The organism is Clostridium sp. DSM 17811 (genome assembly GCF_018861905.1).
GTDB classification, from domain to species: Bacteria; Bacillota; Clostridia; order Clostridiales; family Clostridiaceae; genus Clostridium_AD; species Clostridium_AD frigoriphilum.
On record NZ_JAHLDU010000005.1, the window covers coordinates 139653 to 154870 of the forward strand.

Genomic DNA, 15218 nt, shown 5'->3' on the forward strand with positions numbered 1-15218 from the left:
ATGTGCGTACTTGATTGATTTCCTATTTGCAATATAATCGTAGTAGATAAAAACATTGTTGTCAATCAAATCTAACTTTCTGACAACGGTGCCGTGATTTGTGATTCCGGCGACGGCATACAAGTTGGAAAAATCATGCGGGCGGTTTTTGGTGGATATGAAATTGTCAACAACATCTAATCAGATAACTTGGATCAATGATCCTTATTATAATAAATTATTAAAAAGGAGTCTTTTATCATGAGAAACAATATTAGCGATTACGAAGCAGTTGAAAAGGCCGCAAGAAAGTTTGCCGAGGCTGTTGCCACGGGTAAAAGTGAAATCTGTAAACCGTATTTCTATGACGAAGCAGTAATGTTCGGCTATCTGGACGGCAGACTGGAGCACGGCGGTATCCAAAATCTCTACGACAACCTAGATAATGCAGGTTCTGATCCGAAATATGTTTATCGTGTTGACGTTCTCACCATCGAGGAAACCGTAGCCATCGTACAGGTTATCGAGGATAACTGGGGCGGACACAACTTCACTGATTATTTGATGATGATGAAGATGGAGGACGGCTGGAAGGTCGTAGCTAAGGTTTACAACCAGAATTCCAACACAATTAAAAAGTAATTTTGAGGCAAGGTGATTAGGTTGAAACATCCAGCCACTTTTTCTAAACAATTAAAACAAAAAAGGAGATAAAACATGAGAAAAAGAATTATAATTATTACCGGCAGTCCCCGGAAAACAGGAAACAGCTTTGCAATGACTGAGGCTTTTATTAAAGCTGCCGAGGTAAAAGGCCACACCATCACTCGCTTTGATGCGGCTGGAATGACCTTAGGAGGTTGTCACGCCTGCGAAGCTTGCTTCAAGACTGGAAAGCCATGCAGCTTTGATGATGACTTTAACAAAATGGCTCCGGCAATTGAAGAAGCGGACGCAATCGTCTTTACCATGCCGGTTTACTGGTATTCTATGCCTTCGCAGATAAAAGCTGCAATTGACAAGCTATTCTGCTTTGTTGTTGGCGGTAAGAATATCGCTGGAAAGGAGTGCGCTCTGATCACCTGTTGTGAGGAAAATGATATATCTGTAATGGACGGTGTTCGAATTCCTTACGAGCGTACCGCGGCTTTGCTAAAATGGAAATCTGTCGGCGAGGTGCTGGTTCCCAATGTTCTCAATCCTGGTGATATTGATAAAACTGATGGTATAAAAAAAGCGGCGGCGCTGGCTGATTTATTTTAAGGAGATTTTAAATATGAGTAAAAAAATTATTATTCTGAATGGTAGTCCAAGACCAAAGGGCAATACTTCCGCATTAATTCAGGCATTTACAAAAGGTGCAGAGGAAGCCGGCAATATCGTTACAACCTTTTTTTTAGATGGCATGAACGTTAATGGATGCAAAGGCTGCTTTAGCGGTGGCAAAAATTCTGAAAGCCCTTGCGTACAGACGGATGACATGAATAAAATTTATCCGTTCTACAAAGAAGCTGACATAGTTGTGCTTGCCTCTCCGCTGTATTACTGGAGCATTAGCGGTCAATTAAAGGTTGCTTTTGACCGCCTGTTTGCGGTTGCTGAATGCGATCCTAACTATCGCAATCCACAGAAGGATGCAATTCTTCTTATGGCAGCTGAGGGTTATGGTTTTGAGGAAACTGTCTACTATTACAAATCTTTGATGAAACACCTGAACTGGAACGACCTCGGTCAGGTGCTCGCTGGTGGTGTGACGGCTGTCGGGGATATTAAAGGCAAGTCTGTTTTAGAAGAAGCTAGAAATCTGGGCGTTACGATTAATTAAAACAAAATAAAGGAATAAGAAATTTTAGGAGGTATTATTATGAGCACTGTAAAAGTGTTACTTATCAATGGAAGTCCAAATGAGCATGGATGTACCTACACAGCGCTTTCGGAAATTGCAGATACGCTTGATAAACACGATATTGAAACTGAAATCTTGTATTTGGGTAAGAAACCTATTGCAGGTTGTATTGCCTGCATGAAATGCGCTCAAACAGGCAAATGTGTGTTTGACGATCAAGTTAATAGCGTATTGACTGTACTGGACGATATTGATGCGATTGTAGTTGGATCACCAGTATATTATGCAGGAGCGACCGGACAACTCACATCTTTTTTAAATCGCCTGTTCTTTTGTAGTGAACCCCGTATGGCTGGAAAACTCGGCGCATCTGTTGTATCCTGCCGTCGGGGTGGTGCATCAGCAGCATTTGACCAACTGAATAAATACTTCACGATTTGCAATATGCCTATCGTGTCCTCTCAGTATTGGAATCAGGTACATGGTTTCACCCCTGATGATGTGCGCAAGGACGAGGAAGGATTACAGACCATGCGAACACTCGGTGAAAATATGGCGTGGCTCTTAAAAAACATTGAAGCAGGGCGCAAAAACGGTGTTCCCGCACCAAAGTATGAGCCACGTATGAAAACACACTTTATTCGTTAACAGTTTTGAGTATACAACACAAAAACAAAGGATACTTACATTTATAAATATATCATATATTTTCTTGGACGAATTGATATTCATAATAAAGGCAAATACAGTAGGAACGAAAATGTGTGAATTTAAGTGGATAATTTATTCGATTTGCGGAAATAAAACTCGTATACAAGTAAGGGTCGACACTCTACTTGTAAATTTTTCTCTACTGTCTGAAAAAGAAAGCGATATAATAACAAAAAAATGGCATTGGAAAAATGAAGACGGCTCGTTGAGCATTATAAATCTTGCTTCGACAGTAGGGATTTGCAAAAGAAGATATTGAAAATATATTTAAAATATCAGCCGAAGTAAGAGGGGAGTGTATCTGTAATGGGTACATTCTTTTTGCTTTATATGGGACTATAAAACTTTGTAATTGTGAATAACTTTGAGTTAAGACGAAAAGGAAGGCTTTTCAAAATTTTTTATAAAACCACTTGACTTGGAGTTCACTCCAGATGATAAACTATTACAAGGCGTTGGATCTGTATGAACAATAACATTTTATTATTATACATATCAAATACATATCTTATGATTACGGCAATATCCATTCAGTTCCTTGCACTATATAATGTGGGAGCTGCAATTTTCCGTACTATGGATAATTCCAAACTGGCCAATGATTAAAAAAATGTTAAGTATTGGTGTTCCATTTGGTGTGGATATTATTAATAAAATGAAACAGGCTGTTAAACTATTTGGAAATTAGACAATTAGACAAGTCACCAAATTGAGTAGTTACGAATAGAAGATTGGAGGAAATCAAAGATGACTATTACCCAAGTAAGTAAAAGATTTGATCTTTCTCAGGATACATTGCGTTATTATGAACGTATTGGACTGATACCACAGGTAAACCGTACGAAAAGTGGTATCAGGGATTATACAGAAGAATCCTGTAAATGGATTGAACTCGCAAAATGCATGCGTTTGGCTGGAGTGCCAATAGAAGCCCTTATTGAGTATTGTGTACTTACACAGCAAGGAGATTTGACAGTAACAGCCAGAAAAGAACTTTTAGTAGAAGAACGCAGAAAACTTATGGAAAAAATGGCGAATATGGCAAAAACGTTAGATAGACTGAATTATAAAATAGACAGATATGAAAAGGCAGAAGTTACAGGCATTTTGTCTTGGGATAAGTAGAATAAAGATTTGTAACAGGATTAAAATTTCCGTACTCTTAAAATAGAGAGTACGGAGATTTTTTTGATAATAATTTGCACACTATAAACTAATAAACATGACTAATTTGAAATTAACGCCTTATTGACAGTTGCACTGTCCACAATTTGAATAAACTTTTTAACTTTATCATTTTCATCAAATTCATATAGATGACAAAAATCAGCAATAAAGGATTTACCTGTTAATCTATAGGTTCCGCTATAGTTTCCATAGACAATAACAATATTTTTATTAAATGTATATATATTGTCTTTGGCGGCATAACCTTCCCATTCTGTTCCCAAACGTTCATGTACATTTTTCACCACTTCATCTGGGCCTATATATATACCAGCATAAGGAAATCCCGCAGCTTCTGTCCATGACACATTATCGCTTAAATACGTTTTGAATTCCTCTAATTTTCCTTCACCACTTAACACGTAAGTTTCATGTAATAATTTTTGATATTTATTCATAACATTACCCCCAAGGAATTTCTTTCATTACAACTTTTGCACTTAATGCTAATACACCTTTGTTTGCAAATCCTGGATATGCTGCTTCAAGCTTTTCAATAAAGTCTGCAGAATTTTTACTTTGCTCAGATGCTTTGATAGCAGTTTCAAGGTAATCTATAGTTGCAGTGAGTAACTGATCATCGAATGATTTTTCAATTGAACCGTGACTTGGCACGACAATTTTAGCGTGTAATTCTTGTAATTTTTTTAAGTTAGCAGTCCAATCTTCCATTGCTTCTTTGGAACTAGTGTCTGCTAAGAAGATGTGAATTTCGTTGAATGTATCAATTCCACCAAATAATAACTCTAATTCTTTATTGAATAAGCTTATCCTGTGATTGTCTAAACCAACAAGATCAAAGGTTAAACCTTGAAATTCAATTGTTTTCTCAGCAAAAACCTGTGGTAAAACAATATTGGTTGGTCCATTTTCTAAAAGAATAGGGTTCCAAACTTGTAATTTACCTAATACAGAAGAAGCAATATGTTCTACAGTTGGTTGTGTTGCATATGCAATTGCTTTTGGAAATGCTGCTTTGATTGTTTCTAGTCCAAAATAGTAGTCTGGATCTCCATGAATAATGAAAATTTTGTCTAAAGTTAAGTTGTTTTTTTCAATGTAATCAACAATTTCTTTAGCATCAGATTGAGTGAATTTTGCATTAATCAAAAATGCATGCCCTGCCTTTTCAATTAGAGTAGACGTAACCATAAAACTGGTCTCATCTGAAGTAAATACTGTTAATTTTACATTATTTTGTTTTGTTTCAATTGTTTTAATCATAAAATTTTATCCCCTTTATACTAATGTGTTTTTTAAAGTATTATGTGTATATTAATCCCTGATTATTCATGATCTCAAATTATATGTCATTTTTTAAAATAACCATAGAATTTGAATTTATTTATTTATTAGGTCAATGATCCAATACTTTTTTCAATATGGGTTTTAACTTCCTCAAATGGTAAATAACCAGAGGATATTAAAGATGATTTTTCATTATTAACCAAAATTAAACTTGGATATGAGCTTACATCTAACTCACTTGCAAAGTTAAATTGCTTAAAAGTTTGATCAATTAATTCCTTTGAAGAAAATTCTTTTTTGAAGCTATCACTATCTATTCCGAAATCTTCAGCTATTTTAGAATAAACCTCTACATCATTCATATTTTTACCATTAATAAAAAATTCTTTCTGTAGCGTTTTCAGATAGCTAAAGCTAGCTTGAGTATCAAGGTTAATAATAACATTAATAGCCTTAGAACCTGGAAGACTATCTAAAACTGTATTACTATCTTTAAGCATAAGATAGTAATCTTCTCCAAATTCTTTCCCTGAAAGTTGAGTTATTCTAACATTATTTTCTCTAATAAAGTCACTAAATCCAGGTGTCATTTCTTTTACATCTTTATTTACCCACATTCCTGCAGGAACAATTGTAAAATCTACCTGATCTTTAAATTCTTCATAGATTTTTGTAACAACATCGCTGAAGGAATAGCACCAACCACACATTGTATCCATTACATAATATATTTTAGGTTTCATTAAAGTACCTCCTTATTTATTTATTTATTTATTAATAATTCACCAAGTATATTGTAACCACTAAGGTTACAATGTACTTAAAAAAAATATTTTTTTCTTTTATTTAGATCCTTAATAATTTTTATTACTAGCATCTCTTCTTGTAACCATTATAGTTACAACAAAAGAAAATGTCAATACATTTATAAATAGTTTAATAATAATATAATACCTTTAGTAATTAGTAGTGTTAGTTAATACTATCTAAACCTTGGCAAACAAGTTGAGTAGAAAAACGGACCATTTCATCTTTATCCATCTGGCATCCGGATAGAAACCAGTTTCGCCATAGAGCAAAAACACCATGACTTAAATAAGTCATAACCATATTTTGATGTGCAGTGTCAATATTTTTGCCAGCAAATAATTTTTTTGAATGTTTTTCTGTTGTAATATTTTGAATTCCTTCTACAAGAAAACGATAATTTTCGCAACAAAATAATCTTTGATGAATCGGTTGATCATTTAATAATGTTGAAAATGCCGTCATTAATTTTTGAATATCAATAGAATTTTCATTAGAAGTTTCTTGATTAAGTATATCCATCAGACTGTTTATAATCTCGCTCTGAAGTGCATACAGTATTTCGTCTAAAGAATGGTAGTGTAAATAAAATGTTTTTCGATTTATGCCAGCTATACTAGTTAAATCTTTAATTGTAATTTTTGAAAAATCCATTTCAATAATCATATTTTTAAAGGTATCCATTAGTAGCTTCTGAGTGCGTTTATACCTTGCATCATTTTTGTTTTCCATTAATTTTCTCCTTTTTATTGATGTTTTGAAAGTTACGCCACATATGAGTTATATTTGGCAATTGATTTGAAGTACTATAAATATTATAATTCAAATTACAAGATAAGCAACACGCGAGTAATATATTTTTGAGATGATGAGATGCTAAAAATTAGTGAGATATAAACAGATAATCAAAGAACATAGAAGAAGGAGAAATTTAAAATGGTAAATTTAGTTGTTGAGACAAAAAATGGAAAAGTTGAAGGGTTTGAAGTAGATGGAATGTATAAATGGTTTGGAATTCCTTATGCTAAGCCACCAGTTGAAGAATTACGGTTTAAGCGTTCGGTTCCTTGTGATAATTGGAATGGCATAAAACATGCAGGAGAATTTGGAAATAGACCATATCAGTTTGCCACAATGGGTGGCATTGGTAAAGATATGAAGACAGTTCCAGAAAGTGAAGATTGTCTTTATTTAAATGTATGGGCGCCTAAACAGGCAAAAAAATCTCCAGTATTCGTATGGATTTATGGTGGAGCAAATACAGTTGGTGAAGGTTCTGATCCGCATTATTTTGGTGAATCATTTACTAAGGATGATATTATTTATGTGAATTTTAATTATCGTGTAGGTCCACTTGGATTTTATAATTTTTCTATATATGATGATAGTTTTGATTCGAATTGTGCAGTATCAGATATGATCAATGCATTGAAATGGGTGAAGGAAAATATTGAAGTTTTTGGTGGTGACCCTGACAATATTACGATTGCAGGAGAATCAGCAGGTGGGACAGCAGTATATTCTATGCTTTCCGCTCCTAGTGCAAAAGGTTTATTTAATAAAGCAATTGCGCAGAGTGGTTTAGCGGGGAATATTTCCACACCAAAAACTCAGCAACTTAACATAGGATTGTTCATTGAGCAAATGAACATGAAAAAAGAAGAGCTAAATAAGTTGAAAACTATGCCAATTGAAAAAATGTATAGTGCAGCCGAGTATGTTTATCAAAAAAATTGTGATTCATATCCGGGAATTCTTATTGCAGGTCCAGTTATTGATGATTTAATACCGATGAAGCCATGGGAGGCAATGGCAAATGGAAGTGCGGAGGGTGTAGATGTTATTTTTGGTACATGCCATGATGAAGGAAGCTTGTTTTATAACATGAAGATGTTTCCAAGAAACTGGGATCAAGTCGAAAAGATGCTTGCGCTTAGTGGATGCTCAGAAAAGTTAGAAGGATTAAAGAGGTTATATAAAGGTAAAAGTAAAAAGAAGGCAATGATGGAGTTGGGTAGAGACAGGGCTTTCTGGGCAGATTATATTAAATGCATACAGGCACAGTGCACTCATGGTAAGACTTATGCATATCGCTTTGATTTTGTAACTGTGTTATTGAAATTAATGGGACTCAATGCAACGCATGGTTCTGATGTAGGGCCAGCATTGGATATTTATGTAGGAGCTTTAGATAAGTTTACACCGAAGAAAAGAATTGATCGAATTCATAAATATATGCATGGTGCTTGGGTGAATTTTGCTAAAAATGGTGTCCCAAATGGAACACTTCCTATGCTATGGGAGCCTTATACAGATGAAAAAAGAACAACATTTATTTTTAATAATAAATGTTCTATTGAATATAATCCGGGTCATGAAGCATTTGAAGTATGGAAGGATATTAAAATATATGATTAATTAATAAATAAAAGGAATACTCAGAGCAATGTAAGCGCTTTGAGTATTCCTTTTTCTATTTAAAGGGGGAATAACTTCAGATGAATTGTTACTTTAATCATTTTTTCTGCGTTGTGCAAGTTCTTTAGTAATTTGAGCTTGTTTTTCACCTGTAAGATCCAACCACATTATAGCTCCAGTAAATATAGCAATAATAGCAGGTACAACACTCATTAATACCCTAAGTCCAAGGAGTGTGGAACTGTTTTGCTCTGCTCCTGGTACATATCCAACAAAAACTAGTGCACTTGCAACTAATGCACCTGATAACGCAGTAGATAAAGTTTGTAAGAATTTTTGAATAGAACCCATAAATGCATTTATATTAAGCCCACTCTTCCACTCAGTATAATCCATTGCAGCTGGCATCAGCGTAGCAAGAGCTGGAGTAGATATTCCATTAAATAAACCAGCGGTGCCCATTAAAATTAAGAAAAATGTAGAACCAGTTGAAGTAGCTGGAACTAGCATAATTCCTGCAAATGTTATCACATTGACGATAACACCTATTATTATATTATTTTTAATACCAAAGATTTTAGTTACTTTTGAACTTATGATTACACCAATAAGAGAAGGAACCAAAGCAGCAATTCCCATGGTGACCATCAAATTCTCATTGTGGAAAAAATATTTAAAATAATATAGCATGACAGCAGATTTAACACCAGTAGATAAATTTGTTGCAAACATATATATATATACAATTACAGCAGTTTTATTTGTGATAACAGCCATAAACATCTGTTTAAGTGAAGGGGCATTTTCATCTTTTTTTACTTTTGCTATATATCTTTCCTTTAAGGTAAAGCCCTCAAATAGTGATATTAATACAGTAATAATACCAACGCCTGCCATAAGTAAAGAGAATCCTTTAGAATCATTACCACCACCTAACAGTTTATATAAAGGTTGTATCCCTATGGTAGCTAATATAGCTCCTAGCATAACACCCATCATGGAAATCTGCCCGATTGATACTCTCTCATCAATTCTTTTTGTAATAGCAGGTATTATTGCAGCTTTTGGTCCGCTTGCAAATGCGTCTGCAAGACTATAGATAGTATAAGTGATAGTTACATATATTAACTTTCCCGTAGGACTTAAACCCATATTTGTATAGGTTAAGAAACCAAAAATACCAAAAGGTACACCTAGTATTATAAACCATGGCTTGTATTTACCCCATGGTGTAGTTACTCTATCCACAAAAACTGCAAAAACTGGCGCTGATACAGCAGAGAGAACACGAACAACTAGAAATAATCCTCCAACATAAGCCACACTAATTTTCATTATGTCAGTATAAAAAAAGAGTAAAAATATTTGTATCATTTCATAATGAAAAGTTCCAGACAATCCACCGATACCACAAGCTAACTTCTCACGAAACTTAAGTTTTCGGTCTTCACCTTCAATAATATTTGTATCTATAATTCTTTCTTCCATATTTACACTCCTTATCTTTTGAGTTGTTATAAAGTTTTAAAAAAACAATGATTCACTTATTTCTTATTTTAATCTCCCCTCATTAAGGTATTTCTATGGTTTATATGTTTAAACCAACATATTCTTAATATTTAATTGTTCACTTGATGACCTTATTATCTTATACCGGTGTTAAAATGCTTTTAAAGTAATGTTAAAAAAATGTTAAATTGATTAATTAACCATAATTTACAATCAATTAATTAATTTCCATAGTAATTTATAAAATATACAAAAAATATTTTATGATAACATGAGAATTGCAGTTAAAAAATTAACAACTTTTTAACATTAATATTGTATAATATAATTATTAATGAAGTCTTATAAAATGAAGGGAGAAACGCAGGCGATGTTTAATATTCTTGTTGTTGAAGATGATACAAAATTGAATTATATTATATGCGCTTATCTTAACCGTAATGGGTACAACGCTTATGGATGCAAGAATCCGATAGAAGGATTTGATAAAATGGCCTCCACCATGTGTGATTTGATTATTTCAGATATTATGATGCCAGAGATGGATGGTTTTGAATTTGCAAAGGTTATGAGGGAACAGGATAAGACAATGCCAATCCTATTTATTACTTCCCGTGATGATATTTCATCAAAGCAGAAGGGATTCCGTATTGGTATTGATGATTATATGGTGAAACCGATAGATATGGATGAATTAATTCTTCATGTTGGAGCTCTGCTGAGGCGTGCGAACATTGCTAATGCAAGGAAGATTACGATTGGAAGATTGGAGATGAACATTGACGAGATGACAGCAACCTTGGATGAAGAAGAAATTCCGATAACAGTTAAAGAATTTAATATATTGTATAAATTGCTTTCCTATCCGAAACGCACATTTACTAGAAGTCAGTTGATGGATGAATTTTGGGGATTATCCAGTGAAAGCGGTTGCCGAACTGTTGATGTTTATATTACAAAAATAAGAAATAAATTTTCCGATTGCAAAGACTTTGAAATAGTAACGGTACATGGGCTGGGATATAAGGCGGTGCTAAAATGAAAAAGGATAGAAAAATAAAAAATAAGCGAATTAATGCAAGCCTTTTTTCATTAAAAGAATATTCGTTAATATTCATTATGCTTTTTATAGTAATCAATACTTACGACAGTTTGAATTACAGTTTAAAAAGTGATAATGATTCGTCTTTTTTTATTATTAACGGTTTATTGATGGGGAATTTAATCTTTTTATGTTTAGTCATTTGCATTGCTCTAGGAGTAATAAGACAGCATATTATAGGTAAACCGATTAAGAAAGTTTGTAAAGCTGCGAATAAAATTGCTGATGGCGATTTCTCGGTAAGAATTGCGCCATTTCGTACAGATGGTAAAAAAGATGATATAGAGGTTTTGATTGATGATTTTAATAAGATGGCAGTGGAACTGTCAAGTATTGAAATGATGAAAAATGACTTTATCTCTAATGTATCACATGAGATTAAGTCACCACTTTCTGTGATTCAAAGCTATTCTATGGCATTACAAGATGATGATCTTTCATTAGAAGAGAGGAGAGAGTATACAAAGACCATAGTAAATGCAACACAAAAACTGTCATCCCTTGTAACGGGTATCCTAAGACTTAATAAATTGGAGAATCAGGTTATATTTCCGGTAGCTGTGGAGTATAGTCTGGATGAACAATTACGTTGTTGTGCGCTTGACTATGAGGAAAAATGGGAAGAAAAAAATATTACGCTGGAAGTCGAACTTGATGAGGTGACTATATCTAGTGATGAAAGCCTATTAGAAATCGTCTGGAATAATTTGATAGGAAATGCAATTAAATTTACTGATGATGGTGGTATTATAAATTTGAAATTGAGAAAAGAAGAAGACACAGCGATTGTTACAATTGGGGATAGTGGATGCGGCATGCATGAGGAGATAATAAGACATATTTTTGACAAGTTTTATCAGGGAGATGTATCTCATTTTAAAGAAGGAAATGGGCTGGGACTTGCTATGGTGAAGAAAGTTTTGGATATTGTTGATGGAGAGATTAAAGTAGATAGTAGACCAAATGAGGGAACTACTTTTACGATAAGTTTACATATGTAAATTTAATACATTTTAAAACCTGCATAATATAATAAAATCATCAAATAAACAATTAAATATCAAGAAGATCCTATTAGAGGAGAAGGAAGTTATGAAAAAAAGAAATTATGAGCGGATACTGTTTTTTACCAAATTATCCGTACTGTTAAATGTAATTATGGCGGTCGGGAAAATACTTGTAGGAATTTTTTCTTTATCTTTCTTTTTATGCATAAATGCTTTCTATAATATCGCAATGGGCATGGCAAAAACAATTTTTATAAAGGAATATTATGATGGTAAAAAGGAGCCTGATGAAGAACATCCAGACGGATACGGAAAAGGAGAATATCACTGTTATTACCTCGGTGGAATTATTGTTCTCATATCAAGTATTGTTTACATGGTTTATTGTATCAGAATGTTTGTCAGCGGTGACAGTGTCAAATATTCGATGATTGTTTCGTTAGCAATCGCTGTTTTTACTTTTACAGAGCTTGGAGTGTCAATTCAAGGCGCAATTGTGACAAGACGAGATAAAGAGCCTGTAATTGAGGCAATTAAGCTGACAAATCTTGCTTCTTCTATGATATCACTTGTGCTTACGCAGACTGCCATAATGTCTTTTTCTTATGATGGGGATGCTTCTTTTTATAACGGAATGTCAGGAATGATATTGGGAAGCGCTTCGGCAATTCTTGGACTGTATATGATTATCTATATACAACGTATTATGCTTGGTAAAAATCACGCCTCGGTTTTAAGAAAAGCAAATAAAATCGCAAAAAAATGTGCTCCCGGTTTCTTTTTTGAAGCAATTAAATATGAGGACAACGGACCGAGTACAAGAAAAATATATGTACGAACGACGGAACAATATTCGGAAGAATTCTATGAGAAAGTACAATATGAAATCAAATCAAGGTTACATATAGACGTGATAAGAGTACTATAATAAAACTGATAAGGAGCTGTCTTTTCTAATGATTTAAAAAATCATTAGAAAAGACAGCTCTTTTTTATTTGGGGAAAAAACTCCTATATTCAATTTAACATTTTTTTAACATTTCTTTAAAAACATTTTAATATCGGCATAATATAATAAGGTCATCAAGTAAACAATTAAATATTAAAAATAACTTACATAAAAAGGAGATATAGTATATGAAAATTAAAAAAGTTATTATACCGGCAGCAGGACTTGGAACAAGATTTCTGCCTGCAACAAAGGCAATACCTAAAGAAATGTTACCTATAGTTGATAAGCCTACAATGCAATATATTATAGAGGAAGCGGTTGCTTCTGGCATAGAAGAAATATTAATTATTACAGGAAGAAATAAAAAATCTATTGAAGATCACTTTGATAAATCAGTAGAACTTGAGCTAGAATTAGAACATAAACATAAGGAGGAGCTTCTTAAACAGGTTAGAGACATATCAAACATGGTGAATATACAATTTATAAGGCAAAAGGAACCAAAAGGACTTGGACATGCTATAAATAAAGCAAGAGCTTTTGTAGGTAATGAACCCTTTGCTGTAATGCTTGGTGATGATATAGTTGATGCTAAAACTCCATGTTTAAAGCAGTTAATGAATTGTTTTGAGGAAAAGAATGTAACAATCGTTGGAGTTCAAGAAGTAGCGAAAGAAAATGTTGATAAATATGGCATAGTTGATGGAGTTCAAGTTAGTGATCGAGTATACAAAGTAAATAATCTTGTTGAAAAACCTGATGTTAATGTAGCACCCTCTAATTTAGCTATACTTGGTAGGTATATAATAACTCCAGAAATTTTTGATATATTAGATAATACATCACCTGGCAAGGGCGGAGAAATTCAGTTAACTGATGCTCTAAAAACATTGATTTCAAGGCAAGATATGTATGCATACGTATTTGAAGGACGTAGATATGATGTAGGTGATAAATTGGGATTTCTCGAAGCAACAGTTGAGTTTGCTTTAAAGAGACCTGAATTAAAGGTTCCATTTATGAAGTATCTTCAGACCTTAAAAAATAATGATAACTTTAAGGGGATATATGAAGAAGTAGCTTGTGACAATGAAAAATAAGAACTATAGATTTAATATACTAATAAAATAAAAAGGATGGTTAAAATAAAATGGCTAAAATATTATTTATAAATTTGTTCGGTAATGGACACTTTAACCCTACAATAGGTCTAGTTAAAGAATTAATGAGTAGAGGAGAACAGGTTACTTATACTGCTGGTGAAGAGTTTAGAGAGAAAATAGAAAAGACAGGAGCTGAATTTAAAAGCCATACTAGTTTATCAAATTCAATTAATGGACATTCAAATTCAGATTCGAAAAATAGTAAGTCTCCGCTAGAAGAGTTAAAAGAAATGATTGAAGAAATAACTGACTATGTATTTAATTCAAAAGAAAAATTTGATTATATTTTTTACGATTCAGCTTTTATTATAGGAAGTGAAGTTGGAAGAATATTAAAAATACCTACGATTTGTTCTATTACTACTTTTGCAACTAACGAAAAAGCAAATGTTTTTTCAGAGGTATTTAAGCAATATGGACCTATAATACAGCAACTTGTAAATAGCCCCGTGTACATAAATTTAGCTAAAAATTTAAAAGAAAAATATGATATAAAGATTCCTAGTTTAACTACTGCAGTTACTGGGACAGGCATGATTAATCTTGTATATACTTCTAAGTATTTTCAACTTTGTGGTGAAAGTTTTGATGAAAGTTACAAATTTATTGGCCCATCAATATCAGATAGAAAGGATGAATTGGATTTTTCTTTAGAAACTAATGGTAAGAAGAAGGTTATTTATATATCTTTAGGTACTCTATTTAATGCGTCTATTGAGTTTTATGAAAATTGCTTTAAAGCTTTTGGTAATATGGATGCAACGGTTATTATGTCTATAGGTAAAGACACAAATATTAATATATTTAGTGATATTCCATCTAATTTTATTGTTCGCAATTATGTATCTCAGCTTGAAGTTTTAAAACATACAGATGTATTTATTACCCATGGTGGTATGAACAGTACTAATGAAGCTCTGTATTATGATGTTCCATTGATTCTTATTCCTCAATCAGTTGATCAGCCTGCCGTAGCAAATAGGGTAGCGGAGCTCGGTGCAGGTATTGTTATTGAAAAAGATAAAATTACCCCTGAGACATTGAATCAATCGGTAGTTAAAATTCTTTCAGACAATACATTTAGAATAAACAGTGAAAAGCTTGGAAGATCGCTTAGAGAAGCAGGAGGATATAAAAAAGCTGTTGATGAAATACTTAAATTAAAGTGAAGATATTATTGTCAAAGTTGAAATACATATAAACTTTGGTCACATTTTGGGATAATATCCATCATGTGGCTATATTTTTA

17 protein-coding genes are annotated in these 15218 nt (G+C 33.1%); 12 read left to right on the forward strand and 5 right to left on the reverse strand.

Going from position 1 to position 15218, the window contains the following annotated elements; all coding sequences use genetic code 11:
* Positions 1–240 precede the first annotated feature (240 nt).
* From KPL44_RS08885 to KPL44_RS08910, 6 genes are all read left to right on the forward strand, one after another.
* A complete protein-coding gene (locus tag KPL44_RS08885) occupies positions 241–621 on the forward strand; it encodes a nuclear transport factor 2 family protein (protein ID WP_216102838.1) in 381 nt (126 codons plus the stop codon).
* A gap of 75 nt (positions 622–696) precedes the next feature.
* Positions 697–1242 carry a flavodoxin family protein gene (locus tag KPL44_RS08890; protein ID WP_216248848.1) on the forward strand — a complete coding sequence of 182 codons (546 nt, stop codon included), beginning with the start codon at positions 697–699 and terminating at the stop codon, positions 1240–1242.
* 13 nt (positions 1243–1255) lie between these two features.
* Positions 1256–1804, forward strand: a complete 549-nt coding sequence (locus KPL44_RS08895; protein WP_216248851.1) for a flavodoxin family protein — start codon at positions 1256–1258, stop codon at positions 1802–1804.
* A 39-nt stretch (positions 1805–1843) separates the two neighbouring features.
* Positions 1844–2473 carry a flavodoxin family protein gene (locus tag KPL44_RS08900; RefSeq protein WP_216248853.1) on the forward strand — a complete coding sequence of 210 codons (630 nt, stop codon included), beginning with the start codon at positions 1844–1846 and terminating at the stop codon, positions 2471–2473.
* A 112-nt stretch (positions 2474–2585) separates the two neighbouring features.
* Positions 2586–2795 carry a cysteine-rich KTR domain-containing protein gene (locus KPL44_RS08905; protein ID WP_216248855.1) on the forward strand — a complete coding sequence of 70 codons (210 nt, stop codon included), beginning with the start codon at positions 2586–2588 and terminating at the stop codon, positions 2793–2795.
* Between the two features lie 488 nt (positions 2796–3283).
* On the forward strand, positions 3284–3661 hold the full coding sequence (locus tag KPL44_RS08910) for a MerR family transcriptional regulator (protein WP_216124982.1): 378 nt from the start codon (positions 3284–3286) through the stop codon (positions 3659–3661).
* A gap of 101 nt (positions 3662–3762) precedes the next feature.
* On the opposite strand, the gene KPL44_RS08915 is transcribed toward KPL44_RS08910, so the two are convergent.
* From KPL44_RS08915 to KPL44_RS08930, 4 genes are all read right to left on the reverse strand, one after another.
* Entirely contained in the window at positions 3763–4161 is a 399-nt protein-coding gene (locus KPL44_RS08915; RefSeq protein ID WP_216248857.1) for a nuclear transport factor 2 family protein, read from the reverse strand.
* Positions 4162–4165: 4 nt separating this feature from the next.
* On the reverse strand, positions 4166–4987 hold the full coding sequence (locus KPL44_RS08920) for an MBL fold metallo-hydrolase (protein ID WP_216248859.1): 822 nt from the start codon (positions 4985–4987) through the stop codon (positions 4166–4168).
* Between the two features lie 128 nt (positions 4988–5115).
* The gene (locus KPL44_RS08925; RefSeq protein WP_216248861.1) at positions 5116–5754 is read right to left on the reverse strand and encodes a DsbA family protein; all 639 of its coding nucleotides are present in this window, start codon (positions 5752–5754) and stop codon (positions 5116–5118) included.
* Positions 5755–5983: 229 nt separating this feature from the next.
* Entirely contained in the window at positions 5984–6550 is a 567-nt protein-coding gene (locus KPL44_RS08930) for a TetR/AcrR family transcriptional regulator (RefSeq protein WP_216248863.1), read from the reverse strand.
* 204 nt (positions 6551–6754) lie between these two features.
* On the opposite strand from KPL44_RS08930, the gene KPL44_RS08935 reads away from it, so the two are divergent.
* Positions 6755–8236, forward strand: a complete 1482-nt coding sequence (locus tag KPL44_RS08935; RefSeq protein ID WP_216248865.1) for a carboxylesterase/lipase family protein — start codon at positions 6755–6757, stop codon at positions 8234–8236.
* 93 nt (positions 8237–8329) lie between these two features.
* Here KPL44_RS08935 and KPL44_RS08940 read toward each other — a convergent pair whose 3' ends face one another.
* The gene (locus tag KPL44_RS08940; protein ID WP_216248867.1) at positions 8330–9724 is read right to left on the reverse strand and encodes an MFS transporter; all 1395 of its coding nucleotides are present in this window, start codon (positions 9722–9724) and stop codon (positions 8330–8332) included.
* A 391-nt stretch (positions 9725–10115) separates the two neighbouring features.
* On the opposite strand from KPL44_RS08940, the gene KPL44_RS08945 reads away from it, so the two are divergent.
* From KPL44_RS08945 to KPL44_RS08965, 5 genes are all read left to right on the forward strand, one after another.
* Positions 10116–10787, forward strand: coding sequence for a response regulator transcription factor (locus tag KPL44_RS08945; RefSeq protein ID WP_216248868.1), 672 nt, complete (start codon positions 10116–10118; stop codon positions 10785–10787).
* Positions 10788–10957: 170 nt separating this feature from the next.
* Positions 10958–11848, forward strand: a complete 891-nt coding sequence (locus tag KPL44_RS08950) for a HAMP domain-containing sensor histidine kinase (protein WP_253201695.1) — start codon at positions 10958–10960, stop codon at positions 11846–11848.
* Between the two features lie 91 nt (positions 11849–11939).
* On the forward strand, positions 11940–12782 hold the full coding sequence (locus tag KPL44_RS08955; RefSeq protein WP_301182948.1) for a cation transporter: 843 nt from the start codon (positions 11940–11942) through the stop codon (positions 12780–12782).
* Positions 12783–12991: 209 nt separating this feature from the next.
* Positions 12992–13906, forward strand: coding sequence for a UTP--glucose-1-phosphate uridylyltransferase GalU (gene galU, locus KPL44_RS08960; RefSeq protein ID WP_216248871.1), 915 nt, complete (start codon positions 12992–12994; stop codon positions 13904–13906).
* A 50-nt stretch (positions 13907–13956) separates the two neighbouring features.
* A complete protein-coding gene (locus tag KPL44_RS08965; RefSeq protein WP_216248872.1) occupies positions 13957–15138 on the forward strand; it encodes a macrolide family glycosyltransferase in 1182 nt (393 codons plus the stop codon).
* The last annotated feature ends 80 nt before the right edge of the window (positions 15139–15218 follow it).